Origin of the sequence: Nocardia aurea, from assembly GCF_003123685.1 — a bacterium.
In the GTDB taxonomy this organism is placed as follows: Bacteria; Actinomycetota; Actinomycetes; order Mycobacteriales; family Mycobacteriaceae; genus Nocardia; species Nocardia aurea.
The window spans coordinates 620418-644459 of sequence record NZ_QCYJ01000103.1 but is presented as its reverse complement, the minus strand read 5'-3'; the positions used below and the strand labels follow the sequence as shown (position 1 = coordinate 644459).

At 68.6% G+C, this 24042-nt stretch carries 26 protein-coding genes; 14 read left to right on the top strand and 12 right to left on the bottom strand.

Annotation, left to right across the window (positions count from 1 at the left end):
* The first annotated feature begins 41 nt into the window (after window positions 1-41).
* From DAT37_RS24165 to DAT37_RS24150, 4 genes are read left to right on the top strand one after another with little or no spacing between them, the layout of a single operon-like run.
* Window positions 42-605 carry a YdcF family protein gene (locus DAT37_RS24165; protein ID WP_109527080.1) on the top strand — a complete coding sequence of 188 codons (564 nt, stop codon included), beginning with the start codon at window positions 42-44 and terminating at the stop codon, window positions 603-605.
* A gap of 18 nt (window positions 606-623) precedes the next feature.
* Window positions 624-1967, top strand: a complete 1344-nt coding sequence (locus DAT37_RS24160; protein WP_109527079.1) for a glutamate-1-semialdehyde 2,1-aminomutase — start codon at window positions 624-626, stop codon at window positions 1965-1967.
* Window positions 1964-3103, top strand: a complete 1140-nt coding sequence (locus DAT37_RS24155) for a glycosyltransferase (protein WP_109527078.1) — start codon at window positions 1964-1966, stop codon at window positions 3101-3103. The genes DAT37_RS24160 and DAT37_RS24155 overlap by 4 nt, the downstream gene beginning before the upstream one ends.
* Before the next feature lie 51 nt (window positions 3104-3154).
* On the top strand, window positions 3155-3811 hold the full coding sequence (locus DAT37_RS24150) for a class I SAM-dependent methyltransferase (protein ID WP_109527077.1): 657 nt from the start codon (window positions 3155-3157) through the stop codon (window positions 3809-3811).
* Between the two features lie 30 nt (window positions 3812-3841).
* Here the strand turns inward: DAT37_RS24150 and DAT37_RS24145 are convergent, their stop codons facing one another.
* From DAT37_RS24145 to DAT37_RS24125, 5 genes are all read right to left on the bottom strand, one after another.
* A complete protein-coding gene (locus DAT37_RS24145; protein ID WP_109527076.1) occupies window positions 3842-4990 on the bottom strand; it encodes a thiolase family protein in 1149 nt (382 codons plus the stop codon).
* Between the two features lies 1 nt (window position 4991).
* Window positions 4992-5423, bottom strand: coding sequence for a Zn-ribbon domain-containing OB-fold protein (locus DAT37_RS24140; RefSeq protein ID WP_109527075.1), 432 nt, complete (start codon window positions 5421-5423; stop codon window positions 4992-4994).
* Window positions 5424-5560: 137 nt separating this feature from the next.
* A complete protein-coding gene (locus DAT37_RS24135) occupies window positions 5561-5803 on the bottom strand; it encodes a helix-turn-helix transcriptional regulator (RefSeq protein ID WP_109527074.1) in 243 nt (80 codons plus the stop codon).
* On the bottom strand, window positions 5793-6644 hold the full coding sequence (locus tag DAT37_RS24130; protein WP_109527073.1) for an ABC transporter permease: 852 nt from the start codon (window positions 6642-6644) through the stop codon (window positions 5793-5795). The genes DAT37_RS24135 and DAT37_RS24130 overlap by 11 nt, the downstream gene beginning before the upstream one ends.
* Window positions 6641-7279, bottom strand: a complete 639-nt coding sequence (locus DAT37_RS24125) for an ATP-binding cassette domain-containing protein (RefSeq protein ID WP_232839956.1) — start codon at window positions 7277-7279, stop codon at window positions 6641-6643. The genes DAT37_RS24130 and DAT37_RS24125 overlap by 4 nt, the downstream gene beginning before the upstream one ends.
* Before the next feature lie 149 nt (window positions 7280-7428).
* Between DAT37_RS24125 and DAT37_RS24120 the strand changes: the two genes are divergently transcribed.
* From DAT37_RS24120 to DAT37_RS24110, 3 genes are all read left to right on the top strand, one after another.
* The gene (locus DAT37_RS24120) at window positions 7429-8232 is read left to right on the top strand and encodes an LLM class flavin-dependent oxidoreductase (RefSeq protein ID WP_109527071.1); all 804 of its coding nucleotides are present in this window, start codon (window positions 7429-7431) and stop codon (window positions 8230-8232) included.
* A gap of 175 nt (window positions 8233-8407) precedes the next feature.
* Window positions 8408-8659 carry a hypothetical protein gene (locus DAT37_RS24115; RefSeq protein ID WP_109527070.1) on the top strand — a complete coding sequence of 84 codons (252 nt, stop codon included), beginning with the start codon at window positions 8408-8410 and terminating at the stop codon, window positions 8657-8659.
* A 96-nt stretch (window positions 8660-8755) separates the two neighbouring features.
* Window positions 8756-9028, top strand: a complete 273-nt coding sequence (locus DAT37_RS24110; protein ID WP_157978639.1) for a hypothetical protein — start codon at window positions 8756-8758, stop codon at window positions 9026-9028.
* Between the two features lie 78 nt (window positions 9029-9106).
* Here DAT37_RS24110 and galK read toward each other — a convergent pair whose 3' ends face one another.
* Entirely contained in the window at window positions 9107-10267 is a 1161-nt protein-coding gene (gene galK, locus DAT37_RS24105; RefSeq protein WP_109527068.1) for a galactokinase, read from the bottom strand.
* A 67-nt stretch (window positions 10268-10334) separates the two neighbouring features.
* Complete coding sequence (gene galT / locus DAT37_RS24100) at window positions 10335-11456, bottom strand: galactose-1-phosphate uridylyltransferase (RefSeq protein ID WP_232839955.1); 1122 nt, start codon at window positions 11454-11456, stop codon at window positions 10335-10337.
* A gap of 41 nt (window positions 11457-11497) precedes the next feature.
* Between galT and DAT37_RS24095 the strand changes: the two genes are divergently transcribed.
* The 4 genes from DAT37_RS24095 (at window position 11498) to DAT37_RS24080 (ending at window position 16750) form a co-directional block, all read left to right on the top strand.
* The gene (locus DAT37_RS24095; RefSeq protein WP_109527067.1) at window positions 11498-12424 is read left to right on the top strand and encodes an aldose 1-epimerase family protein; all 927 of its coding nucleotides are present in this window, start codon (window positions 11498-11500) and stop codon (window positions 12422-12424) included.
* A gap of 327 nt (window positions 12425-12751) precedes the next feature.
* Window positions 12752-13828 (top strand): phospho-N-acetylmuramoyl-pentapeptide-transferase, encoded by a 1077-nt coding sequence (mraY, locus tag DAT37_RS24090; RefSeq protein WP_109527066.1) that lies wholly within the window; start codon window positions 12752-12754, stop codon window positions 13826-13828.
* 52 nt (window positions 13829-13880) lie between these two features.
* Entirely contained in the window at window positions 13881-15323 is a 1443-nt protein-coding gene (locus tag DAT37_RS24085) for a CYTH and CHAD domain-containing protein (RefSeq protein WP_109527065.1), read from the top strand.
* Window positions 15324-15415: 92 nt separating this feature from the next.
* Window positions 15416-16750, top strand: coding sequence for an NAD(P)/FAD-dependent oxidoreductase (locus tag DAT37_RS24080; protein ID WP_109527064.1), 1335 nt, complete (start codon window positions 15416-15418; stop codon window positions 16748-16750).
* Window positions 16751-16767: 17 nt separating this feature from the next.
* On the opposite strand, the gene DAT37_RS24075 is transcribed toward DAT37_RS24080, so the two are convergent.
* The 3 genes from DAT37_RS24075 to DAT37_RS24065 all read right to left on the bottom strand — a co-directional run bounded on the left by DAT37_RS24075 (window position 16768) and on the right by DAT37_RS24065 (window position 18971).
* Window positions 16768-17253, bottom strand: a complete 486-nt coding sequence (locus DAT37_RS24075; protein ID WP_109527063.1) for a F0F1 ATP synthase subunit epsilon — start codon at window positions 17251-17253, stop codon at window positions 16768-16770.
* Between the two features lie 107 nt (window positions 17254-17360).
* Window positions 17361-17822 (bottom strand): hypothetical protein, encoded by a 462-nt coding sequence (locus DAT37_RS24070; protein WP_157978638.1) that lies wholly within the window; start codon window positions 17820-17822, stop codon window positions 17361-17363.
* A gap of 231 nt (window positions 17823-18053) precedes the next feature.
* Window positions 18054-18971, bottom strand: coding sequence for a DUF1206 domain-containing protein (locus DAT37_RS24065; protein ID WP_232839954.1), 918 nt, complete (start codon window positions 18969-18971; stop codon window positions 18054-18056).
* 604 nt (window positions 18972-19575) lie between these two features.
* Here DAT37_RS24065 and DAT37_RS24060 point away from each other — a divergent pair.
* Both DAT37_RS24060 and bfr read left to right on the top strand, forming a co-directional pair.
* Complete coding sequence (locus DAT37_RS24060) at window positions 19576-19785, top strand: (2Fe-2S)-binding protein (RefSeq protein WP_109527061.1); 210 nt, start codon at window positions 19576-19578, stop codon at window positions 19783-19785.
* A gap of 58 nt (window positions 19786-19843) precedes the next feature.
* Window positions 19844-20323, top strand: a complete 480-nt coding sequence (gene bfr, locus DAT37_RS24055; protein WP_109527060.1) for a bacterioferritin — start codon at window positions 19844-19846, stop codon at window positions 20321-20323.
* Between the two features lie 288 nt (window positions 20324-20611).
* Here bfr and DAT37_RS24050 read toward each other — a convergent pair whose 3' ends face one another.
* Window positions 20612-21448, bottom strand: coding sequence for an SMP-30/gluconolactonase/LRE family protein (locus DAT37_RS24050; RefSeq protein ID WP_109527059.1), 837 nt, complete (start codon window positions 21446-21448; stop codon window positions 20612-20614).
* Between the two features lie 257 nt (window positions 21449-21705).
* On the opposite strand from DAT37_RS24050, the gene DAT37_RS24045 reads away from it, so the two are divergent.
* Window positions 21706-23238 carry a sensor histidine kinase gene (locus tag DAT37_RS24045; protein ID WP_109527383.1) on the top strand — a complete coding sequence of 511 codons (1533 nt, stop codon included), beginning with the start codon at window positions 21706-21708 and terminating at the stop codon, window positions 23236-23238.
* Window positions 23239-23241: 3 nt separating this feature from the next.
* Here DAT37_RS24045 and DAT37_RS24040 read toward each other — a convergent pair whose 3' ends face one another.
* A complete protein-coding gene (locus DAT37_RS24040; protein ID WP_157978637.1) occupies window positions 23242-23994 on the bottom strand; it encodes a hypothetical protein in 753 nt (250 codons plus the stop codon).
* Between the last annotated feature and the right edge of the window lie 48 nt (window positions 23995-24042).

The window sequence follows — 24042 nt, the reverse complement described above, 5'->3', positions numbered from 1 at the left end:
CCACATCCACCGCCGACCACGACGGACCGGGACGGTAGGCCGTGTACGCGCGCCTACCCGGACGCCGGAAACATCGGCTGGCCCTCCTGTCCGTCGGTCTGCTCGCGTTCCTCGCGACGGTCGTCGTGGCGGGACTTCCGGTCTACGTGTACCCGCAGGTCGACCCGCTGCGGCCCGCCGACGCGATCGTCGTGCTCGGCGGCACGGCCTACGAACGTTTCGACATCGGACTCGACCTCGCCGAGCGGGGGCTCGCGCCGGAACTGGTGATCTCGGCCTCGACCGGGCTCGACGACCCCTGGATGGCCAAGTACTGCGACGGCGCATTCCCTTTCCGGGTGGCGTGTTTCGAGCCCGATCCGTGGACCACCCGGGGTGAGGCGCAGGAGATCCGGCGCCGCGCCGAGGCCGAGAACTGGCGTCACATCATCGTCGTCACCTTCACCCCGCACGTGTCGCGCGCCCGCTACATCGTCGGCAAATGTTTCGACGGCGAGCTGACCATGGTGGCCAGCCCGAGCCGGTCCGACCTCGCATTCCAGGCGTGGATGTATCTGCGTCAGAGCGCCGGATATCTCAAGGCCGCCACCGAATTCGGCTGCTGAGAACCGAGAGGAACGAGCATGGACCCGACCACGTCGAGGAGTTTCGCCCGTAGCGACGCCGCGCGGGCCCGCCTGCACGAGCTGGTACCGGGCGGCGCGCACACCTACGCCAGGGGCGACGACCAGTATCCCGAGCACATGGCCCCGATCCTGGTGCGCGGCAACGGATGCCGGGTCGTCGACCGCGACGGCAACGAATACGTCGAATACGGCATGGGCCTGCGCTCGGTCACTCTCGGACACGGATACCGTCCCGTGGTCGACGCGGTCGGCGCCGCCATCGCCGACGGCGTGAACTTCTCCCGCCCCACCGAACTGGAACTGCTGGCCGCCGAGGATTTCCTGGCGCTGGTCCCCGGCGCCGATATGGTCAAATTCGCCAAGAACGGCTCGGACGTGACGACGGCGGCCGTGCGCCTGGCCCGCGCCGTCACCGGGCGGCTCACCGTCGCCGCCTGCGATCAGCCCTTCTTCTCCGTCGACGACTGGTTCATCGGCACCACGGCGATGGACAGCGGCATCCCCGCCCCGCCGACGGTGCGCTTCCCCTACAACGACCTCCCCGCGCTGGAGGCGGTCCTCGCCGGAAACGAGGTCGCCTGCGTGCTGCTGGAAGCCGCGACCGCGTTGCACGAACCGCTGCCCGGCTACCTCGAAGGGGTGCGCGCGCTGTGCGACCGCTACGGCGCGCTGTTGATATTCGACGAGATCATCACCGGATTCCGCTGGTCCTCCGGTGGCGCGCAGCGGGTGTACGGGGTGGTGCCCGACCTGTCGTGCTGGGGCAAGGCGATGGGTAACGGCTTCCCGCTGTCGGCCCTGGCGGGCAAGCGCGAGTACATGGAACTCGGCGGTCTGCGCACCGACCGGGCGCGTGTCTTCCTGCTCTCCACCACCCACGGACCGGAGACCGGAGCGCTGGCGGCCTTCCGCGCGGTGGTGCACGCCTACGCGACCACCGATCCCATCGGGCGCATGGAACACGCGGGGCGGCGGTTGCGCGCGGGATTCGAGGAGATCACCGCCGACCTGGGAATCGCCGATCGGCTGCGGATCGCCGGACGGTCGTCGTGCCTGATCTTCCAGACCTTCGACCCCGACGGCGTCGCCTCCCAGGAATTCCGCACCCTGTTCCTCCAGGAGCTGCTGCGCCACGGGGTGCTCGGTCAGTCCTTCGTCACCTCCGCCGCCCATACCGACGCCGATATCGACCACACGATCGCCGCCTGTCGCGCGGCGGCGCGGCTGTATCGGCGCGCGCTCGACGACGGCAGCGCGGACCCACATCTCACCGGCAGACCGGTCGCACCCGCGTTGCGCCGTTTCGCCGACCCACGACGGCTGGAAGGAGCGGTGCTGTGAGCGAACCGCGTATCGCCCTGGTACACGAACGATTCACCGAATACGGCGGATCGGAGGCCGTGGTCGGCGAATTCGCGCGCACCTGGCCGCAGGCGTCGGTGTACGCGCCGATCGTCGACCCCGCGCGCGCTCCGGCCATCGCCCATCCGCCGTGGGACACCATCGAGACCACCTGGCTCTCGCGCGTGCACGCCACGACCGGCCGTCGCTCGCACGCCCCGCTGTTACCGCTGGTCCCGCGCGCCCTGCGCGCACTGCCGTTGCGCGACCGGTTCGACGCGGTGGTGGTCAGCCACCACGCTTTCGCCGTTCAGGCCGTGTTCGCGACCGACGCGCCCGTCGTCGCCTACGTCCACAGCCCGGCGCGCTGGGCCTGGGATCCCGCCTTCCGCGCCCGTGAGGCGGGCGGTTTCGCCGGTCGCGCGGCGCTGGTCGCGCTGGGCGCGGTCGCCCGTCGCGCCGAACGCGCCGCCGCGCCGCGACTGCACACCGTCGTCGCCAATTCACACGCGGTCGCCGCGCGGGTCGGCCAGTGGTGGGATCTGCCCGCGGTGGTGGTCAACCCGCCGGTCCGCCTCGACCGCTTCTCCCTCGACGCCGCCGTCCCGCGCGAGGATTTCCTGCTCTTCGCCGGACGTCTCGTGCCCTACAAACGTCCCGATCTCGCGATCCGCATCGCGCAGCGTTCCGGTCGCAGGCTGGTCGTCGTGGGCGACGGCCGCTACCGCCGTCAACTGGAGGCGATCGCCGGATCGGAGACCACCTTCCTCGGCGCCGCCCCCGACGACGTGCTGGTGGACATGTACCGCCGCTGCCACGCCCTGCTCATGCCGGGCGTGGAGGATTTCGGCATCGTCCCCGTCGAGGCGATGGCCTGTGGCGCACCGGTTCTCGCGGTCGGCGAAGGCGGCGCGCTCGACACCGTCACCCCCGGCGTCACCGGCGCGCACATCCCGTTCGGCACCGACGAGGAGGTCGTGACCGGCTTCGCCGAGGCCCTCGGCACGGGGAAGATCTACGACCCGGCCGTCATCCGCGCGCACGCGGAATCCTTCGGGCCCGAGGTGTTTCGCGCGCGGATGGCGGAAGTGGTTGCGGGAGTGCTCGATTCGTCTTCCCAGAAATCTGTTCGATGAGACGGCCGCGATACTTGACCTGAACCATGGTTGATGTCCGAGGCTGGGACCATGACACAGAACCCGGACAACTGGAACATCGTCTACGACAACGACACCGCCCCCTGGGTGATCGGCGCGCCGCAGCCCGCGATCGTCGCCGCCGAGGCCGACGGCTGGATTCGCGGTCGCGTCCTGGATCCGGGGGCGGGCGCGGGCGAACACACCATCGCCCTGACCGAACTCGGCTACGACGTGCTCGGCGTCGACCTGTCACCCAGTGCCGTCGCGTACGCGCGCCGCAACGCCGTCGCCAAGGGGGTCGCGCGAGCGCGATTCGAGGTCGCCGATCTGCTCACCTTCGCCGATCCCGCCGTCGAGCCGCTCGGCGAATTCGACACCGTCCTCGACAGCGCCCTCTTCCACGTCTTCGTCGACGACCCCGCGGGACGGGCCACCTATGTGCGCGCCCTGCGCCGCCTGTGCGTCCCCGGCGGCCACGTCATCGTCCTGGCCCTTTCCGATACCGAGAAGGGTTTCGGCCCGCGAATCGGCGAGAACGTCATCCGTGACGGTTTCGCCGACGGCTGGACCATCGAACAGCTCGGCCCGACCTTCTATCGCGGCCGCGTCACCGAGGTCGTCGCCGAGGACGCCGCCCGCCACGGCCTGCCCACCGAAGGCCCGATCGACACCGCCGCCTGGCTCGCCCGCATCCGCCGCGACTGATCCGGCGGATACGAGCCACCGCCTCGACGCTCACGTGGTGACGATCGTCGCCCCCGCGGTACCCGGCGCACCGTAGAGCAGCGCGAACCCCGCCTTCGGCGCGCCGGCGACCTGGCGTTCGCCCGCGGTACCACGCAATTGCAGCACCAACTCGTGCAACTGACGCATACCCGACGCGCCGATCGGTTCCCCGTTGGCGATCAGCCCACCGTCGGTGTTCACCGGCAGCGAGCCGGAGATCTCGGTGGCGCCGTCGGCGATCAACCGCTCCTGATCGCCGTGCGCGCAGAACCCCGCCTCGGCCATATGGATGACCTCCGCGCCCGCGTCGGTGTCCTGCAACTGGACCACATCGATGTCCTCGGGCGAGAGTCCGGCCGATTCGAAGGCCGCGCGCGAGGCGTACACCGACGGGGACACGTCCTCCTCCACCGGCGCGTAGGTCGTATTGACCTCGTAGGCGCCGTAGGTGCGCGTGCGCACCTCCACCGCGCGCACGTACACGGGTTTGCTCGTGTAGCGATGCGCGATATCGGCCCGGCACATGATCACCGCCGCCGCGCCTTCGTCCGGCGCGCAGAACATGTAGTGGGTCAGCGGGTAGTTGAGCATCGGCGCGGCCAGGATCTCCTCCTCCGAAACCGGCTTGCGACGAAAGGCGTTCGGATTCAGACCACCGTTGCGGTAGTTCTTGGCAGCGACCCTGGCCAACGTCCGCACCGAGATATCGTGATCGTGCAGATAGCGATTGGCCTTCATGCCGAAGAACTGCGTGGTCAGATATTGCCCGTTCTCGCCGTACCACTTGGGCATGCCGACCAGGGTCGGGTCGACGGTGAACGCCCCGCGCGGATGTTTGTCCAGGCCGATCGCGATGCCGATGTCGTACTTCCCGAGCCGGATCGCGTCCGCGCACGCCTCGGTGGCACTCGCCGAGGTGGCACACGCGTTGAAGACATTGGTGAACGGAATTCCGGTCAAACCCATCAGGCCCACGATCGCGTCGGGATTGGCGACCTCCCAACTACCTCCCACGGCGAATTGGATATCCCGCCATTCCAATCCGGCGTCGGCCAGCGCGGCGCGGATCGCGTCGGTCCCCATCGCCATGGCGGTCTTACCGTCGAAACGGCCGAAGGGATGCATACCCACGCCGATGATCGCGACATCGTTGCTCATATCAGATCTCCTGCCGCGCGGCGGGTCGGAAGGCGAAGGTGATGACCTCGTTCCCCTCCGGGTCGGTACCGAGCGGGACGGGCGTCAGGGCGACCCGCATCCCGAATTCCAGCTTCTCCGGGTCGTTCTCGGTCAACCGGCCCTCGACCCGGATGACGTCACCGAGCTGAACCAGCCCGACCCCGAACGGCACGAAGGTCTTCGGCGTCTCGTCACCCAGATAGGGCGCGCCGGGAAGGAACCCCTGGGTCGTCCACGCCACCAACGTCCCGGTCGAGGGCAGCGTGATCTTCCGGACCGAGGGCCGACTGCACCGCGGGCACAGATCCTGGATCGGGAACACCGTCGCGCCACAGTCCCCGCACGCGCCGCCGACCAGCCGGAAATCCGCTTCCGGCCAGGTGGATATCGCCGGGTCGATAATTCTCTGCATCCATCGCTCCTCACACGCTGTCCGCCATCTTACGGAGAAGACTACAGATAGCAATACAGTAGCGCCGACAATCGTCGCCTCCCCCGTGACCGCCCGCCCGCCGACTCCCCCGCGCCGGTGCCGCCGACCGAGGCGATTCAGGCGGTGTCGGCACTCGATCCGAGACGGGGGAACGGCTCGGTGGAGAACACCACTTCGACCGCGACCTCGAAATAGGCGGCGATCCGCAGCGCCAGGTACAGGCTCGGGCTGTACTCGCCGCGTTCGAGGTAGCCCACCGTCTGATAGTGGACTCCCAGCGCCTCGGCCAGCTCCCGTCGCGAGATGCCGCGCTCGGCGCGCAGCATCGCGAGACGGTTGTGGATGACCTCAGAAGGCACGCTGCATCGCCTTGTCACGCCGCGTGGCCATGCTCGATCCGGATTCGTGTCGCGCCATGCGTGCCAACACTATCGGCGCGATCACCAGCCCCGCCGAGGCCCACCCACCGAGCACGCCGACCATTTCCGGATGACGCCACGACCCACCGATCTCGACGGAGACCGCCTCGGGAGGCAGCAGCACCGAGCGCATGCCGAGTCCGGTCCAGTAGATCGGGAACGCCTGCGCCACCCCCTGCAACCATCCGGGCAGGGCCGTCAGCGGATAGAAGATGCCCGAGATCGCGACCAGACCCATCAGCGGCACGGTCAACAGGAAGGTGGCGCGCGGCCCCTCCAGCACACCGCCCAGGATCGCACCGGCGGGCAGGGTCGCCAGCAGACCGAGCAGCATGATTCCGGCGAAGCCCGCCCACGCCCCCGGACCGTCGAAGGCGGAACCGCCGATGATCACCGCGCCCACGGCGAGCACCACGACCACCTGCGCGCACACCGATCCCGCACTCGCCACGATCTTGCCGACGAAATAGCTGATCATGCCTTTCGGGACGGTCTTGGCCCGCAGCAACGTACCGTCCTCGCGATCGAGTACCAGCACGTTCGTGATGGCGAACAGACCGTTGAACGCGACGATGCTGCCGATCAGTCCGGGCAGCGCGAGTTCGGCGATCGACATGCCGGTGTCGGCGTAGTCGCGGTCACGGATCAGGTACAGCACCGCGAGTGCGATGGCGGGAGTGAGGAACTGCCCGATCAGATCGGGGGCGGCGGTGAACAGTTGCCGCAATTCGATACGTCCGCGCGCCAGGCCGACGCGGAACGCGGTCACGGTGGGATTCATCGGCCGACCTCCGCGAGAGTGCGGACGGCGCCGTCGATCTCGCCCGATTCGTGGCGACGCACCAGGGTCATGTAGACCTCTTCCAGCGACGCCCGGCGCACCTCCAGTTCCCGGACCTCCGCGCCGTGCTGGCCGAACAGTTCGTGGACGAATTTCGTCGACTCCGAGGTGGTGTGGACGAAATGCCGATCGTCGAGGCTCCACCGCACTTCGGCTTCGCCCGCCACCGCGCGGGTCAACTCCGCCGCAGATCCGTCGGCGATGATCCGACCACCGGCCAGGATCAGGATCCGGTCGGCCAACTTCTCCGCCTCGTCGAGGTCGTGGGTCGTCATCAGCACCGTCGTCTCCTCCAGATCGGCCAGCCGATGCACCAGATCGTGGAAGTCGCGGCGCGCGGCGGGATCGAAACCCGCGGTGGGTTCGTCCATGAACAACAACTCCGGGCGGCCGAGCAGCCCGATCGCCACATCCAGCCTGCGGCGTTGCCCGCCCGACAGGGTGGCGATCCTGGCATCGCCCTGGTCGGTGAGCCCGACGAGATCGATGAGTTCGTCACTGCCCCAGGGCGGCCGGATACCCTCGCCGCGATACGGGAGATACAGCGCGCCCAGATGGCCGAGCAGCTCACGCACCCCTCTGCGACGGCCGGGTGCGGATTGATTCGAGACCGGTGCGAGATGAGCGTCATGGATATGCAGTGGAGTATTCGGAGCATTGGAATGCTCACGGCGGGCTCATAGCGTTGTCGGAAGTTCGATCGCGACAACGCACCGGAGGAATCATGGAACTCGGCGTCATTCTGCCCACGTCCACACCCGACCCCGCACAGCCGATCCTCGGTGACGTGCGGGCGAGCGCCAGGCTGGCCGAACAGGTCGGGCTCGAATCCGTCTGGTCCACAGACCATCTCATCGCGAGCGCGCCGATGCTGGACAGCACGGTCACCCTCGCCACCGCCGCCGCGGTCACCGATCGGATCGGGATCGGCTTCAATGTCATGTTGCTCGCGCTGCGGCCCGTCGCCTGGGCGGCCAAGCAGATCGCCACCCTCCAGTACGTGTCGGGCAACCGGCTGCTCCTCGGTGTCGGGACCGGCAATCCCGCGCACGGCGATATCGGGTGGCGGGCGGCGGGTATGCCGTTCGAGCAGCGCGGCAGGCGCACCGACGAGGCGCTCGCCGTCCTTCCCGGCCTGATCTCCGGCGCGCCGACGACGCTGTCGGACGGCCTGGAGATCACCCTGACGCCCGGCGCACAGGTACCCCCGATCCTGGTGGCGGGCAACGGCGTTCGCGCCCGCCGCCGCGCCGCCGCCTACGCCGGGGGGTGGATCGTCCTGAATCCGGCGCGCGAACAGATCCCCGCCGATATCGCCGACCTCCGCGCGCTCGCGCAGGAGTACGGGAGGCCGACACCTGCGGTCACCGTCGTCGCGCCCACCCTGCCCGCCGACCTCCCGGCCGCCGCCGGATTCCTGCACGATTACGCCGCGCTCGGCATCGAACGGGTGATCCTCGCCCCGACCGGTCCCGACTGGCAGCGCGATTACCACTTCGCCGCGGAACTCCGTGCCGCGCTCGAGTGAACAGAGTGTGATATGTAGTCACCGACACCCGCTTGTTGCCGTCCGGTCTCGGAATGTTTTCCCACCCGAGTGGCGGGGCACACCACGGAAGCGAGCGAGCGTGTCGGACCGGCTCAGGCCTGGTGCGACACCCGGTCGTCATCCTTGACACACACCGAACACCGAGGTCGCGCCCATGCAATACATCCAAGGCCCTGAAGACAACCAGCCGTACGAGTCCGGGCAACGACCCGCGCTCCCCAAGCGTGCGGCACAGGGCGTCCCGTCGGCCCCGACCACCCGGGGTGTGACGCGGATCGATGAGGTCTCCCGCGCGGCGGCCGCCATCGCGATGTGGGCGGACAACCCCGGCGTCGAGGAAAACCCCTCGACGGCGCCCACGCGACCTCCGGCCGATCTCGGATACACCGAAACCGACTACCCCTAGCGGGCACTCGACGGGGAACCAGCCGATCCGGCCGATTCGTCCACGCCGTTTGCCGCCGGACCCAGCGGGTAGGCGCGACTGAGGAGGTGACGGTCCATGGCACATCACATGCCCGGCGAATCGGAAGATCGACCCGGTCCCGCATCGGATTCCCGCGACGACACGGTGACGCGGTTCCCGCATGTGGTCGAGGCGGGGACGTTCGATCGGAACGAACAGGTGCTCTCGAAGGACTCGGTGCGCGAGCCGCTCGACGCCATCGGCAAGCACGTGGAGGACTCGGCACGCAGGAACCACGTGCCGATCGCCGCCATCGCCGCCGGATCGGCGGCCGTGCTCACGTGGATCGCGCTGCGCCGGAAACGGTGAATACCGGCGTCGCCGACCGGCGAGCCAGGCGCCTGAACCTCGGGTGTGGGAACTCGGGACCGATCACCGGTTTCGCCCTCAGCCGTCGCGGCGGGCACCGTCGGACGGTGTCACGGTGAACCGGGTCGGGGTGGCCAGACGTCTTGTCGCGAACGCCTTTTCGACGGCGTCCGAGATCGCGGGCACGGCGTCGGCCGGGGCGAGCGCGATGGCGGCGCCTCCGAATCCGCCCCCGGTCATCCGCGCCCCGATCGCCCCCGCCGACGTGGCGGCTTCCACCGCGACATCCAATTCCTGCACCGAGATCTCGAAATCGTCGCGCATCGACACGTGCGAGGCGTCCAGGAGCGCCCCGATCGCGGCCGGGCCGTCGGTACGCAGGGTGCGCACGGTGTCGAGTACCCGCTGATTCTCGGTGACGACGTGGCGCACGCGCCGAAACGTCGTCTCGTCCAGCAGGTCCCGCGCCCCGCTCAGGTCGTCGATGCCGACATCACGCAACGCGGGCACCCCGAGCGCGGCGGCGCCCGCCTCGCAGGCGGCCCGCCGGTCCCGATAGCCGCCGGTCGCGTGCGCGTGCCGGACCCCGGTGTCGATCACAAGCACCTTTAGGCCCGCCTCCGCGAAACCGAGTGCCACCACCTCGGCCACCAGGGAACGGCAGTCCAGGAAGACCGCGGCATCGGCACTGCCGAGCAGCGAAGCGGACTGATCCATGATGCCGGTCGGCGCGCCGACCACGTCGTTCTCCGCCCGCTGCCCCACCCGCGCCAGCGTCTCCCGGGAGAAGTCCAGATCCCACAGCTGCGTCAGGGCCAGCGCCACCGCGCTCTCGATCGCCGCCGAGGAGGACAGGCCCGCTCCCACCGGCACGGTCGAATCGATGACGAGATCCACACCCGGCACCCCGGACAGATCGACGCCGAATTCGCCCAACGCCCACACCACCCCCAGCGGATAGGCCGCCCAGTCGCGCAACCGCCCCTCCGCGTGCACGCGCGCCAGATCCGTCAACTCGACCCGCACCGGTTCCGCGGCGAAGGTACTCGCCACCCGCACCAGACCGTCGTCGCGCCGACCCGCGGCGACCACGGTGCGCCGATCGATCGCGAACGGCAGCACGAAACCCTCGTTGTAGTCGGTGTGCTCACCGATCAGGTTGACCCGGCCCGGAGCCGACCACACCCCGTCGGCGACCCGGCCGGTGAGTGTGCCGAACAGTTCGCGCACATCGCTCACGCCGAGACCACCGCCTCCACGCCGTGTGCGGTCCGGCCGGTGGACGCGTCGAACAACTCGTGCACACTCACGCCGAGGCCACCGCAGCCCGGATGCTCTCCGCCGCGACCTCGGGCGGGATATCGCCGACCCACGCGCCCATCGCCGCCTCCGAACCCGCCGGATATTTGAGTTTGTCCGCGCCGCGCCTCGGCGAGGTCAGTTGCAGATGCAGACGCAGCGCGTCCCGCCCGACCCGCACCGGCGCCTGATGCCAGGCCGCGATGTAGGGGGTCGGCGTCTCGTAGAGCGCGTCCACCCCGCGCAGCAGACGCGGCAGCAGCGTCGCGAGTTCGGCGCGCTCGGCCTCGTCGGTACCCGCGAAATCCGGGACGTGGCGGTGCGGCAGCATATGCACCTCGATCGGCCAGCGGGCCGCGAACGGCACGAAAGCGGTCCAATGCTCACCCTCGAGCACCACGCGTCCGCCGTCGCGCTCGAAGTCGAGAACGCGCGCGAACAGGTCGGAACCGAGCCCGGCGGCGGCGTCGAGCAGTCGCGCGGTACGCGGGGTGACATAGGGGTAGGCGTAGATCTGGCCGTGCGGATGATGCAGCGTCACCCCGATCGCCTCACCGCGGTTCTCGAACGGAAACACCTGCTCGACGCCGGGCAACGCGGACAATTCCTCGGTGCGGTCGGCCCACACCTCTATCACCGTGCGAGCGCGACTGGTGCCGAGCGTGCCGAAGGAACCGCGCTGCGCGGGGCTGAAACACACCACCTCGCACCGCCCCACGGCCATTCGCTCCCGACCGATGCCGAGCGCGGTCGTGTCGTCGAGTCCGGACGGAGCGGGCGGCTCCCCGGTGACCTGCGACGCCAGCGCGGGCCCGAACGACGGCGAACGGTTCTCGAAGACCGCGACATCGTAGATATCGGGCACCTCCGACGGATTCTCCGGCGTCTGCGGCGCGAGCGGGTCGCGATCCGAGGGCGGGAGGACGACCCGGTTCTGCCTGGCGGCGGCGATGGAGATCCACTCCCCGGTGAGCACGTCCTGGCGCATCACCGCGGTGCCGGGACGCGGGCCGAGGCGCCTGGCGTCGATCCGGCGTCGCGGGCCGAGCACGGTATCCGCGTCGTCGTAGTAGAAGAGGTCGCGGCCGTCCGCGAGCTTCGCCGCGCGCTTGACGATTTCGGAGGGCACCGCCCCACGATAACCACCGATGCGCACCGTAGGCTCGCGACGTGCTCGAATCGGTTCCCACCGCTACCGGCCGAACGATCTCGCTCGAGGCGCACGGCGCCCGCGCCGAGATCGGCACGGTCGCCGCGGTGCTGCGCTCGCTGACCGTCGCCGGGGTCGCGGTGACCGAACCGGTGTCGGCGGACGCGCCACCGCCGCTGGGCTGCGGCATCGTCCTGGTGCCGTGGGCGAACCGGGTCCGCGACGCCCGCTGGACCCTGGACGGCGTCGAACAGCGGCTCGACATCACCGAACCGGCCCGCGCCAACGCGATCCACGGTCTGTTGCGCAACACCGAGTACACGGTGCTCGACCGTTCCGAGGAAGCCGTCACCCTGGGCGCGCTGATCCCGCCGCAGCACGGGTGGCCGTTCCTGCTGGACACCCGCGTCCGGTACGAGCTGCGCCCCGACGGACTCACCGTGACGCACGGCGTGGTCAACCACGGTGATCGTCGCGCGCCGTGGGCCGTCGGCGCGCACCCGTACCTGCGCGTGGGCGATACCCCGATCGAGGATCTCGTGCTCACCGCGCACGCGGGCACCTGGTTCGAGGCAGACGACCGCAAGAACCCGGTCGGCGAGCGTCCCGTGGACGGAACCGGCAACGATCTGCGCGCGGGTGTCCGGGTCGGGGACCTCGATCTGGACACCGCCTTCGGCGAGGTCGTCCCCCGCGAGGGTGTCGCCGCCCGGCTCACCGCACCCGACGGTGCCACCGTCGACCTGATACAGGACGACCGATGGGGTCACCTCCAGGTGTTCACCCCGCGCAACTTCCCGCGCCCCGACGGTATCGGCCTCGCCGTGGCGATCGAACCGATGTCCGCACCGCCGGACGCACTCAACTCCGGTCGCGGTCTGCACTGGCTGTCACCGGGCGAGTCGACCGAACGGACCTGGGGTATCCGCTACACACCTGCCCGCTGATCCCCCTCGGGTGCGGCTCTCTTCGATCCGACGGAACTCCCCAGTGATCGCAGCTCGAACAGCCGCTCCACCTCGCCGAGCGCGTCCGCGGGAAGTTCCCGATCCTCGTACCTTCCTGTCACGCCGGTCTGAATCGTCGCGGCATACGCCTGCCTCGGCGCGACGATCCCAGCGGTCCGTCCGACCGGCGGGTAGCCCGATGGTCGGGGCGCGGAGGTCGGGCGATCTCGCGCAGGGCGTGCCGGAAACCCGTCGGCTGGTTATGGTCTGACGGGCGGTCGACCCGTGGGGTCGCGGCCGAGGATTTCGGCGGTAGTGAGGGTGTGGATGAGGCAGATCTTGTTCTCGGCGTTGATCGCGCTCGCGGTGTCGATCACGTTGACGCCGTTGCTGATCCAGATATTCGCGCGCCGCGCGCTGGGGCAGGAGATCCGGGTCGAGGGCCCGCAGAGTCACCAGGGCAAACGCGGTACGCCGACGATGGGCGGTATCGCGATCGTCATCGGGATCTGGGTCGGCTATCTGGGATCGCATCTCATCGAGATGGGCGGTGAATCCACCGGACCGTCGGCATCGGGACTATTGGTGCTGAGTTTGGCCACGGCACTGGGCTTCGTCGGATTCCTCGACGATTTCATCAAATTGCGCAGACAACGCAATCTGGGATTGACGGCGACCGGCAAATACGTGGGACAGATCTCCGCCGCCGTGATCTTCGGTGTTCTCGCACTGCGCTTTCCGGACGCGACCGGGGCGACCCCGGGGAGCAGGCATCTGTCCGATGTCCGTGACATCGCCACCGTTCTACTTCCGCCGTCGCTGTTCCTGATCCTGGTCTGTTTCCTCGTGGTCGCGTGGTCCAACGCGGTCAATATCACCGACGGGCTGGACGGGCTGGCCGCGGGTTCCATGGGAATGACCCTGGGCGCGTACATGATCATCACGTTCTGGCAGTACACCAACGCGTGCTCGCGCACCCCCGATGTCGGCTGCTACACCGTGCGCGACCCGCTCGACCTCGGTGTCGTCTGCGCGGCGGGCGCGGCCGCGTGCGCGGGTTTCCTGTGGTGGAATGCCGCGCCCGCGAAAATCTTCATGGGCGACACCGGATCGCTGGCCCTGGGCGGATTGCTCGCGGGTCTGTCGATCACCACCCGCACCGAACTGCTGACCACCCTGGTCGGCGCGTTGTTCGTCGCCGAGATCATGTCGGTGATGATTCAGATCGCGATGTTCCGCACCACCGGCAATCGAGTTTTCAAGATGGCGCCGTTCCACCACCATTTCGAACTGAGCGGCTGGAAGGAATCCACGGTGATCATTCGCTTCTGGCTGCTCTCCGGAATTTCGGCGGCCCTCGGCCTCGGCCTCTTCTACAACCAGTACCTGTCCGACGTCGGCTGATATCGGAAGTCGGCGCCCGTTTCGGTCGTCCCGTTCGGGGAAGGCCGTATGGATGAAGGAAGAATTGGAGCGTGAGAGCAAATGGGAGGTCGATCGCGACTTCGCTCTCCCCGCGCTGGAGGAGCTCGTCCCGCAGGGCCGGGTCGAGAAGACGTCCGTCCAGCTGACGAGTACCTATTACGACACCGATGAGCTCGATCTGCTCGCCGACAATGTGACATTGCGGCGGCGCGAAGGCGACGACGAGTCGGGATGGCAACTCAAGATCCCGCATGCGCGCGGACGGGTCGAATTGGGCGCGGCGGTCTCGGAGGAATTGCCGAGCGAACTCGGTGATGTCGTCCGTGGCGTGAGTCTGGGGAAGCCGCTGCACGCGGTGACGACCATCTACACCCTGCGCGACCGCCACCGCGTACTCGATGCGGGCGGTGAGCTGATCGCCGAAGTCGCCGACGACACGGTGGAGGCGACACCGTCCGACGGTTCGGCGGACACCTTCGCCTGGCGCGAGGTCGAGATCGAATTGGGGCCGCGGACCGAGCGGGTTCCGGCGGCGTTGGTCGACACACTCGCGCGGGCGGGGGCCCGCGCCTCGGAGTATCCGTCGAAGCTGTCGCGGGTGCTGCCGGGTCGCCCGGGCAGGCCGACCGCCGAGTCGACGGCCGAACGCGCGATCGGCGACTATCTGACCGCCCAGATCGACATGATCATCGCGGGCGATATCGAATTGCGCCGGGGACGCGACCCGATCCACGACACCCGCGTGGCGTGTCGGCGGCTGCGCAGTACCCTGCGCGTTTTCGGCGGCCTGCTCGACGACGCCGCGATCGGCGCGATCGAGGACGAGGTGAAGTGGTACGCGGGCCTGCTCGGCGAGGTGCGCGACTGCCAGGTGCAGCGGCGTCGTCTCGGCGGCGAGGTCGCGGCACTGGAACCCGAGCTGGTGCTCGGCCCGGTGGCGGCACGGATCGAATCCGAACTGCTCGGCAGACAGGTCGTGCGGCGTGCGGAACTCGCCGAGGCCATGAACTCGCGACGCTATCTGGACCTGCTCGCCACGCTGCACGCGTGGAAGTCGACCCCGCCGTTCGCCGACCGTATCCGCGGACGCGATCTCCTGCGGCGAGCACACAGGGCGGCGCGCAAAGCCGACAAACGCCTGGCGAGCGCGATCGACGATCAGCGCGACGAGTCACTGCATCGCGCGCGCAAGGCCGCCAAACGGGCCCGCTACGCCGCCGAACTCCACGGCCCGGTCCGCCGGGCACAACGCGCGAAGGCGAATGTCGCGTACTACAAGAAGGTGCAGCGAGTGCTCGGTGATCACAACGACGGCGTGGTCTCGGCCGAATTCCTCTGGCGCACCGCGACTGTCGCGAGCACGGCACCGGACGAGAACGGTTTCACCTTCGGTCTGCTGTATGCGAACGAGAAGCACGAGGCGGACGCGGCCAAGCAGAAGATCACCGAGATCGCCGCCGAGCACGCCCGGTAGTCGCCCGGCTCCGGGCAGTGTCGTTCATCGCGCTGCTGTTTCACATCCGGTGAGCCGGGAATCGCCTACCGAACGACCGATGGGAGACGACGGTGACGGAGGACGCGACCGGACAGGCCGTGCGGGTGGTGATCGTCGGCGGTGGTTTCGCCGGTTTCACCTGCGCGCGGCGGCTGTGCAAGACATTCGCCCGCGCCGGACGGGATATCGAGATCGTGCTGGTCGACCCGCACGACTACATGCTCTACACCCCGCTGCTGCCCGATGTCGCCGGCGGTCTGATCGACCCCAGGTTCGTCACGGTGCCGCTGGCCGACGCGCTGCCGAAGGTCAGGCTGGTGGTGGCCCAGGTGGAATCGGTGGATCTGCTCGGCCGGACCATCACCGTGCGCGGCGAACATCACCCGCCGCGCGAGATCGGCTGGGACCGGCTCGTCCTCACCCCCGGTTCGGTGACCCGGCTGTTCGACGTGCCGGGGCTGCACGAACACGCCCGCGGCCTGAAAACCGTCGCCGAGGCCCTCTACCTGCGCGAGCAACTACTCCATCAACTGGAGGCGGCCGAACACGACGACGATCCGCGGGTGCGACAGGCACGCCGCACTGTCGTGGTGGTCGGCGCGTCCTACGCGGGCACCGAATTGATCGCCCAACTGCGCGCCCTCGCCGACGCCTACGCCGACCGACGCGGTCTCGAACGCGCGCAGGTGCGCTTCCTGCTGTTGGACACCGCGGAACGGGTGATGCCGGAGGTGGGCACACGGCTGGGCGACAAGGTGCTCGAAGTGCTGCGCGCCCGCGGTATCGAGATCCGGTTGCAGACCTCGCTGCGGTCGGTGGCCGCCGATCACGTGGTGCTCACCGACGGCACGAAGGTGTCGACCCACACCGTCGCCTGGGTGACCGGGGTGACCGGCGCGCCGCTGCTGAGTTCTCTCGGCCTGCCGCTGGAACGCGGGCGTCTCGTGGTGGACGCGGACCTGCGGGTTCCCGGCTTCCCCGAGGTGTTCGCCGGTGGCGATGCCGCCGCGGTGCCCGACCTGACGAAGAACGGGAAGGCGATCACGCCGCCGACCGCCCAGCACGCGATCCGTCAGGGCAAGGCCTTGGCGCGCAATGTCGCCGCCGGGCTCGGGCTCGGCACGTCGAAACCGTACAAACATCGGGACATGGGACTCGTCGTCGATCTCGGCCCCGGATTCGCGGTCGCCAATCCGCTCGGCATTCGCCTGTCCGGCCTGGCCGCCAAGGCGGTGACCAGGGCATACCACACCTACGCGGTGCCGCGCGGAGTCAATCGCTGGGCGATCACGCTGACCTACCTGACCAATACCGTGGTGCCGCGGCCGTTGACCCGCCTCGGACTCGTCAGCCCCGAGGAATCGAGTTTCGCCGCGAGCGAGGGCATCGGACACGAGGCGTCGTAACCCGCGCGCGGTGTGTCCTACCCGCGCACCCTGGCCGCTACGGCCAGCCGCAGGTTCGCCCGGCGCAGCGCCGCGTGGGCGTCCGCGTCACCGTGATCGTGCCGCAGCCGTTCGGCGGCGTCGGCTTGGGCACAGCGCGCCCGGTCGACGTCGATGCGGTCGGCGAATTCGATGCGGTCGGCGATGATCCGCAGTTCGTCGTCCCGGGCCGACAGCGTTCCGCTGTGCACGGCGGCCAGCCACGTCCTGTCCTCGGCGCGCAGGGTCAGCGCGCCGTGCTCGAGCGCGACAGCGCACGGTTCGTGACCGGGTTCGAGGAGATACTCACCGTGCACGGTCGGCGCGAGCACCGCGCTGACCCCGACCGTGAAATCGCGGTAGCCGGGCACGCTCAGCGTCACCGCCAATCGTTCGGCGGCGCGACCGCGCGCACCCCCGCCCCGGTCGGCGGCGCGCCGCCGGTCCGTCGTCGGTGCCGAATGCCGGGAAACGATGTCACGCATGGTGAGATTCCTCCTCACGACGCCTGTCGCGGTATCGACCGACCACCGCTCAGTACCGGGCCTACCCCGGACGCGGCCGATCGAAAACGCGACATCGCAAGCCCCCTCTACTTCGGCGGCGCCGGATCCTTCGGTACCGCGGCCGCGTCGATCGTGACCTGCGGGGCCGGGGCGCCGGGCGCGGGCGGCGCCTGCATCCCGTCCAGGGCCGAGGCCAGCGTGTCGTAGACGGTGGCGGCTAGTTCCTTGTCCTGCGCCATGAAACCGCCGTGCGCGTTGAAATCGAGCATCTGCAGATATTCGACCAATTGCGCGCCGGTCAGTTCGACGGTCGCCATTCCGTTCGGCTCGTCGGTCAGGCGCTGGGGATTCTCGATGGGCTTGTGTCCCGCGCCGGTGCTGGTCTGCTCCCAGAGATCGCGGGGCATGTGCAGGGTGATGACCGACAGAGCGGCGGCCTTGTCCTGACGGTCCGCCTGCCCGCCCGGCGAATCCGTCGCGCAGGCCGCGAGGATCACGATGAGCACGATCGCGGAGACGACCGTGGCGAATGATCGAAGAATCGACACACGACGCATAGCTGTTGTCCGGCCTTTGCCCTCGGCGCTCGAGCGGAGTCGCTCGATCTGTCCACTACATACCCCTTACCACGACCGATAAGCGGTAACCCGATCATGGTCCACGCGAAGGAGGCGGCTTTCACGGCACGCGAAAAGGGTGACCCGCGTGGACGCGGGTCACCCTTTTCGATAGGACCGCTGAATTCGTATGCCCTCCGGTTCATTGTCGGAGGAGCCGCATCACACCGGAACGCCGCCGTAGGTCCTGCGATGTTTGGCTTCGAGGAACGACAGCACACCGAAGGCCATCAGCCCGACGGAGACAAGGATGAGAAGCCACGGACCGAAGGGCTTGTCCGCGAAATCACGCAGGACCGCGTCGACTCCCTTGGCCTCGGCCGAATCGTAGTTCGCGCCCGCCACGATGGCGGCCAGTCCGATGCCGATTACGATCGCGCCCCGGGCGAGATAGCCGAGCCTGCCCAGCCAGATCACCGCTTCGCGCGAGCCGTGCGTCATCCAGCCCATGCGCAGATCGTCGACGAACTCGAGGCGCAGGCCGCGGATCGTCTGCCAGATTCCGAAGGCCAGCACGGCCAAGCCGATGAGCAGTACGACGACCTGCCCACCGTCCCAGCTCAGAATGCGGCCGGTCAGATCGCGGGCGGCGGCATCGGAGGGGGTGGGGTACCTGCCGTGCACCACGAAGCGCAGGGTGGCGAGAAAGGCGAGGGCGTAGATGATTCCGGAGATGACGGCGTAGAGCCGGTGCCCACCGGAATAGGTCCGCCGCGCGGTCGCCACCTGCGCGATCCGCCACACGGTCAGGGCCGCGAAGCCGAAGACGAGCACCCACAGCAGCAGGTAGCCCAGTGGTTTGCTCGCGATCGCCGCCAGCGCGCCGCCCATGTCCGGTTCGTGCTCGGCGGTGCCGATCGCCAACATGAAACCGAGAATGCCGATCACGATGTAGGCGACACCGCGTGCGAGGAATCCGAACCGCGCCGCGGTCTCGATCCCCGCCGAACCCGTGGACCGGCTCCTGCGGTAGTCGGAGGCGCGTCGGCCCCGGTACCCGCCGCCGGTGCGCCACCGGCGGCGGCCCCCGGTGGCGACCCGATCACGTCGTCGATATCTGGTATTGCGGAATATGCTCATGGCTCCTCATTTCTTCACCGCCCGTAATGCCCCCACTTCGCCGCGAATAACACGGCGGGCGATATTTCCGGACCGGGCGGTCGATCCGAGGGCTGTTCGCGGCATACGGCACGGATATCCCGGGAAATGCTCTCGCCCAAGCAATCAGCGCACCGGACCGTCGCGGACCGCGCGGTGGCGGGTATTCGCCGAGTCGTCACCTACGCGCTACGGGTGCGCGAATACGCTGTGGCACAGCACATCAGAGATCGACGGCCGCGTCGGGAAACCGGATCGTGAACGGCCCGGCGGAATTCCGGTCACACCGTCGGCGACGCGCGCGCACCGGCCCTTCCGCCGCCCGCGCGACGTCCTCCCGTTCGGCGACACCGGCCGCTGCACGCCGACGGGTGTCATGCCATCTTGACAGTCTCGATCACCGGATCACCGACCCGAAGAGTGAGCCGAGACGCTCGGCGCCCACCCACCGCACCGTCCTGACCTGCCCGAATATCGATCCGCGTGGGAGGTTCCGTTCCGCCGCCTCACCTGCTATACATTAGGGGAGGCTAACCTCCAGAGCGGAGCCTAACCTCAGGAAAATCCACGAAGTTGTGAGGGTGTCATGTACGTCTGTATCTGTAACGCGGTCTCCGAAGGAGACGTTCACGACTGCGTTGCGGCAGGTGCGTGCACCGTCCGCCAAGTGAAGAAAGCATGCGGCTGGAAACCGGGCTGTGGAAGTTGCACCACCCGACTGGCCGACGTCATCAGCCGAGCGCGGCTGACAGAGGCACTGCAGGTGTCCGAGGTGTCCGAATCCTCGGCTGCCTGACCCGACACGCCCTCTCGTCCGAGCGCGCCCGGGGTAGATCTGTGTCACCATCTCACCCATGGAAGGCGACCAGGACATCCTCACGCTGCTCAACGAGCAGCTGACGGCCGAACTCACGGCGATCAACCAGTACTTCCTGCACGCCAAGATGCAGGACAACTGGGGTTTCAAGAAACTAGCGAGCCACACGCGTCACGAATCCATCGATGAGATGAAGCACGCGGAGGTTCTCACCGACCGCATCCTTTTTCTCGAGGGCCTGCCGAACTACCAGAAACTCAACCCGTTGCGGATCGGGCAGAGCGTGCCCGAGCAGTTGCGGGCCGATCTGCAGATCGAATTGGAAGCCGTCGAACGGCTCCGCCGCGGCATCGACCTGATGCGTTCTCGCGGCGACGTCACCTCGGCCCGCATCTTCGAGCACATTCTCGAGGACGAGGAATCCCACGTCGACTATCTGGAGACCGAACTCGACCTGATCGAGAAGCTCGGCGAACCTCTCTACCTGCAGCGTTATACCGAACCCGCCCACGACTGACCCGCTCGATCAGCGCCCGGCCACACCGCCGGGCGCTCTCGCGGGTCGACCGCGAGGGTTGAACCGCCGGTCAGCGGGTAATAGACATAGTGGAGCTGCCCTACGGCGGTTCCGAGGGTGGGGCAGTCGACACCGCGCTGTCGGGGCACGGTGTCGACGCCACCCACTTCCTTCCGGCCGGACGAAACATCGGGTCGTCCGGCCGGAAGGATCTCCGCACAATCCGTGCGCGTCACGATCACACTTCTCCGGTCGAACGTGTCCTGAGCGCCGTTCGCGAGCAACTTCTCACGGCCTGCCCGCGCCGGGCGCGGGCGCGGGGAATACCGCGACCACACCGCTGGGTTCCTCGGTCTCGTCACCGCCCCAGTTCTGGCCGACGACGTACAGGTGCGGATCCTCGCTCCGATCGAGGGCACAGGCGAAAGCCCCGCGGTCGAACGCGACCCGCTGCGCGATCGCGCCGCCCTCGGCGACCCTGACGCAGTGCCTGTTGCCCACGTCGGCGTACCAGACCAGGCCCTCGGCGTCGACGCAGATTCCGTCCGGATGGTCGCCGGGAGTCTCGGCCCACACTCGCCGGTCGGTGAGACCGCCGTCCTCGGTGATCCGGTAGGCGGTGAGCCGTTCGGCGTAGGACTCGGCCACGATGAGCGTCGCGCCGTCCGCGGTGACCGCCATGCCGTTGGGGAACGCCAGGTCGTCCGCGACGCGGCGCACGCCGCCGTCCGGGCCGACCACGACGATCAACCCCGGCGCGAATTCGCCGCCGGGAAAATCGAATCCGATGCTGTTGACGTAGGTATTGCCGCGCGGGTCGACGACGATGTCGTTCCACGGCTTGTCCGAAATCGCGGACAGGTCGGCGTAGCGCCGCATCGAGCCGTCGTCGTCGCGGCGCAGCAGTCGCCGGTGCGCCGAGTCCACCACCAGCAGCGCTCCGTCGGGCCGGAAATCGATACACATCGGGAACGAGTCGACCCGCGCGATCGTCTCCTGTCCGCCGTCGGCGTCGAGCGCGATCACCCGACCCGCGCCCCAATCCGAGAACCACAGCCGTCCGTCGTGCCACCGCGGTGACTCGCCGAACACGATTCCTCGCGTCAAGATCCTTGGTTCGCTCACGCGCTGACATCCTTCCCCATCGGTTCTACTACCGACCGTTCTCGCGCCGGAAAATCATCTGTCGTCGCCCGACTCGGTCCACCGATGTCGCCCGCCGATTGCCCGCACTCGCCCCCGATGTCGCGATCACGATCGTGCACCTACGCTGAGCCGGAACCGAATCGAAAGCAGGGCCAGCGTTGACAACTGTCGAGAGCAGGACTTCATTCATCGGCCGCTTCACCGTGCAGACCTGGTTTCAGCTGGTCCTGGCCTCGATGGCGATCGTCGTGATCATCGGAGCGGCGGTGGGCGCCCAGGTGATCGCCCACACCGGCACGGTGACCGACCGGTTGCTCGACCACACCCAGCCCGCCTCGGTGGAGACCTATCGGTGGCAGAACGCGCTGATCAATCAGGAGACCGGCGTCCGTGGCTTCACGATCACCGGCGACCAGCAATTCCTCCAGCCCTATCTCGACGGCCAGCGAGAGCAGGCCCGCGCGGCCGACCGAATCCGTAGCCTGCTCGCCGACCGTCCCGCCCGGCTCGCCGAACTGGACGCCGCGGAGAAAGCCGCGAACGAGTGGCGGTCCGGCTACGCGGCCGCGGTGACCGCCGTCGCACCGGCGCCGGGCACGGCGAGTTCGTCGGCGCGCGGCAAGGAATTGTTCGACACGCTGCGGGCCGCCTTCGACAGACAGAACGACGGTATGGCCGACGCCATCGCCGACGACCGTCGCGAACTCGAGAACGCGCGGGTGCTGCGCGATACGGTGCTCACGCTGATGGTGGCGGTCTTCCTGATCACCGGGGTGGCGCTGGCGATTCTGGTGCGCAGGCTGGTCGCCCGGCCCATCTCGGCGTTGACCGAAGCCTCGCTGCGCGTCGGCAGCGGCGATTTCACCCACCACATCGGCGTCGCCGGCCCCGCCGACGTCACCACGGTCGCGGCGGCGGTGGAGAGTATGCGCACGCGCATCGTCGCGGAACTGGAGTCCTCGCGCGCCCAGGAAGCCGTCCTGTCCCGGCAGAAGGCCGATCTGGACACCCAGACCGAGGAGTTGCGCCGCTCCAACACCGAACTCGAACAGTTCGCCTACGTCGCCTCCCACGACCTCCAGGAACCGTTGCGCAAGGTCGCCTCGTTCTGTCAGCTGCTGGAGAAACGCTACGGCGACCAACTCGACGCGCGCGGCAAGCAGTACATCGACTACGCCGTCGACGGCGCCAAACGCATGCAGATCCTGATCAACGACCTGCTGACCTTCTCCCGCGTTGGCCGGCTCACCGAGCGGACCGAACGCATCGGTCTCGGCCGCACGCTCGACGCCGCGCTGACCAACATCTCGTCGGTCATCGAAGGCACGGGAAGCCGTATCGAACTACCGGCCCGGCTGCCCGAGGTCGTCGGTGATCCCACACTGCTGACGATGCTGTGGCAGAACCTGATCGCCAACGCCATCAAATTCCGCACACCCGATCTCACGCCCGCCATCCGCGTCGACTGCGAACTCGACGGTGCCACCGGCATGTGGGAGTTCTCGGTGGCCGACAACGGGATCGGCATCGCACCCGAGTTCGCCGACAAGGTGTTCGTCATCTTCCAGCGCCTGCACAACCGTGACGAATACGGCGGAACGGGCATCGGGCTGGCCGTGTGCAAGAAGATCGTGGAATATCACGGCGGCAAGATCTGGATCGACACCGACTACACCGGCGGCACCCGATTCCGGTTCACCCTGCCCGCGCCTGCCACCACCGAGGACGATTCCGCCGACGCGGTCGCGCCGGAGCGAGCGGCCGAATAGCGGTCAGCGGGTTCCGGCGAGGTCGCGCACCTCGGTGCGACCGGTCCATCCCGATCGGATACTCGTGGGCGTGGCCTCGGCCGACCTGGCCTGCCACAGTTCGATGGCACCGGGATGGAACGGATTGCCGCCCGGCAGCGGCGGCGGATTCCCGGTGTCGAAACTCGACGCCAGCTCGGCCAACCGTCCCGCGCCGGATGCGGGCCAGCCGTGCGCGAGCGCCCACGTGTAGATGGCATCGGCACTGAATCGGTGGCCCGCCCGGTGCAGGATATCGAGAATGGCCGTCGCGTCCCGGTGATCCGAGGGCGAGACGAGTGTCAGCGGCGTGGTGAGCATGCCGCTCATGGTGATCAACGCCTGGGCGACGATGGGATTCGTCGTGGGAGGTGTCGGCGGCAACACGGCGTCGGCGAGCAGTTCCGGATCGGTCAGGGCCGCCCAGGCGACCAGGTCGGCGTTGCGCGCCGGTGCGACGCACAGCGCGGTGGTGCGCGGGTCGTCGGCGAGTTCGGCGAGTTCGGCGCGGCTCGGCCAGACCGCGAGTACCGGACCGCGGTGCCATTCGGGGGCCGCCTCACCCGCCACGGCGGCGACGACGCGGCGGGTGTCGACGAATTCACGCAGGGCGGCACAGGTGTCGACGGTCGAATCGTTCGGTACCCACACCAGCACGGTGCCCCCGATACGGCGGGTCACGGCGGTCACCCAGTCGACGGCCTCGGCCAGTCCCCGGCAGGTTCCCTCGGTGGTCACGGCCGTGGGATACAACCACCTGCCCCCGGTAGCCGTCGCGAAACCCTC

Bases quoted from the DNA above. Each gene is read 5' to 3' on its own strand.
- DAT37_RS24115 (WP_109527070.1), top strand. From the start codon at position 8,408: ATGCAATACATCCAAGGCCCTGAAGACAACCAGCCGTACGAGTCCGGG.
- DAT37_RS24130 (WP_109527073.1), bottom strand. From the start codon at position 6,644: ATGAATCCCACCGTGACCGCGTTCCGCGTCGGCCTGGCGCGCGGACGT.
- DAT37_RS24085 (WP_109527065.1), top strand. From the start codon at position 13,881: ATGAAGGAAGAATTGGAGCGTGAGAGCAAATGGGAGGTCGATCGCGAC.
- DAT37_RS24150 (WP_109527077.1), top strand. From the start codon at position 3,155: ATGACACAGAACCCGGACAACTGGAACATCGTCTACGACAACGACACC.
- DAT37_RS24145 (WP_109527076.1), bottom strand. From the start codon at position 4,990: ATGAGCAACGATGTCGCGATCATCGGCGTGGGTATGCATCCCTTCGGC.
- mraY (WP_109527066.1), top strand. From the start codon at position 12,752: ATGAGGCAGATCTTGTTCTCGGCGTTGATCGCGCTCGCGGTGTCGATC.
- DAT37_RS24045 (WP_109527383.1), top strand. From the start codon at position 21,706: ATGGCGATCGTCGTGATCATCGGAGCGGCGGTGGGCGCCCAGGTGATC.
- bfr (WP_109527060.1), top strand. From the start codon at position 19,844: ATGGAAGGCGACCAGGACATCCTCACGCTGCTCAACGAGCAGCTGACG.
- DAT37_RS24160 (WP_109527079.1), top strand. From the start codon at position 624: ATGGACCCGACCACGTCGAGGAGTTTCGCCCGTAGCGACGCCGCGCGG.
- DAT37_RS24140 (WP_109527075.1), bottom strand. From the start codon at position 5,423: ATGCAGAGAATTATCGACCCGGCGATATCCACCTGGCCGGAAGCGGAT.
- DAT37_RS24120 (WP_109527071.1), top strand. From the start codon at position 7,429: ATGGAACTCGGCGTCATTCTGCCCACGTCCACACCCGACCCCGCACAG.
- DAT37_RS24065 (WP_232839954.1), bottom strand. From the start codon at position 18,971: ATGAGCATATTCCGCAATACCAGATATCGACGACGTGATCGGGTCGCC.
- DAT37_RS24110 (WP_157978639.1), top strand. From the start codon at position 8,756: ATGGCACATCACATGCCCGGCGAATCGGAAGATCGACCCGGTCCCGCA.
- DAT37_RS24060 (WP_109527061.1), top strand. From the start codon at position 19,576: ATGTACGTCTGTATCTGTAACGCGGTCTCCGAAGGAGACGTTCACGAC.
- DAT37_RS24075 (WP_109527063.1), bottom strand. From the start codon at position 17,253: ATGCGTGACATCGTTTCCCGGCATTCGGCACCGACGACGGACCGGCGG.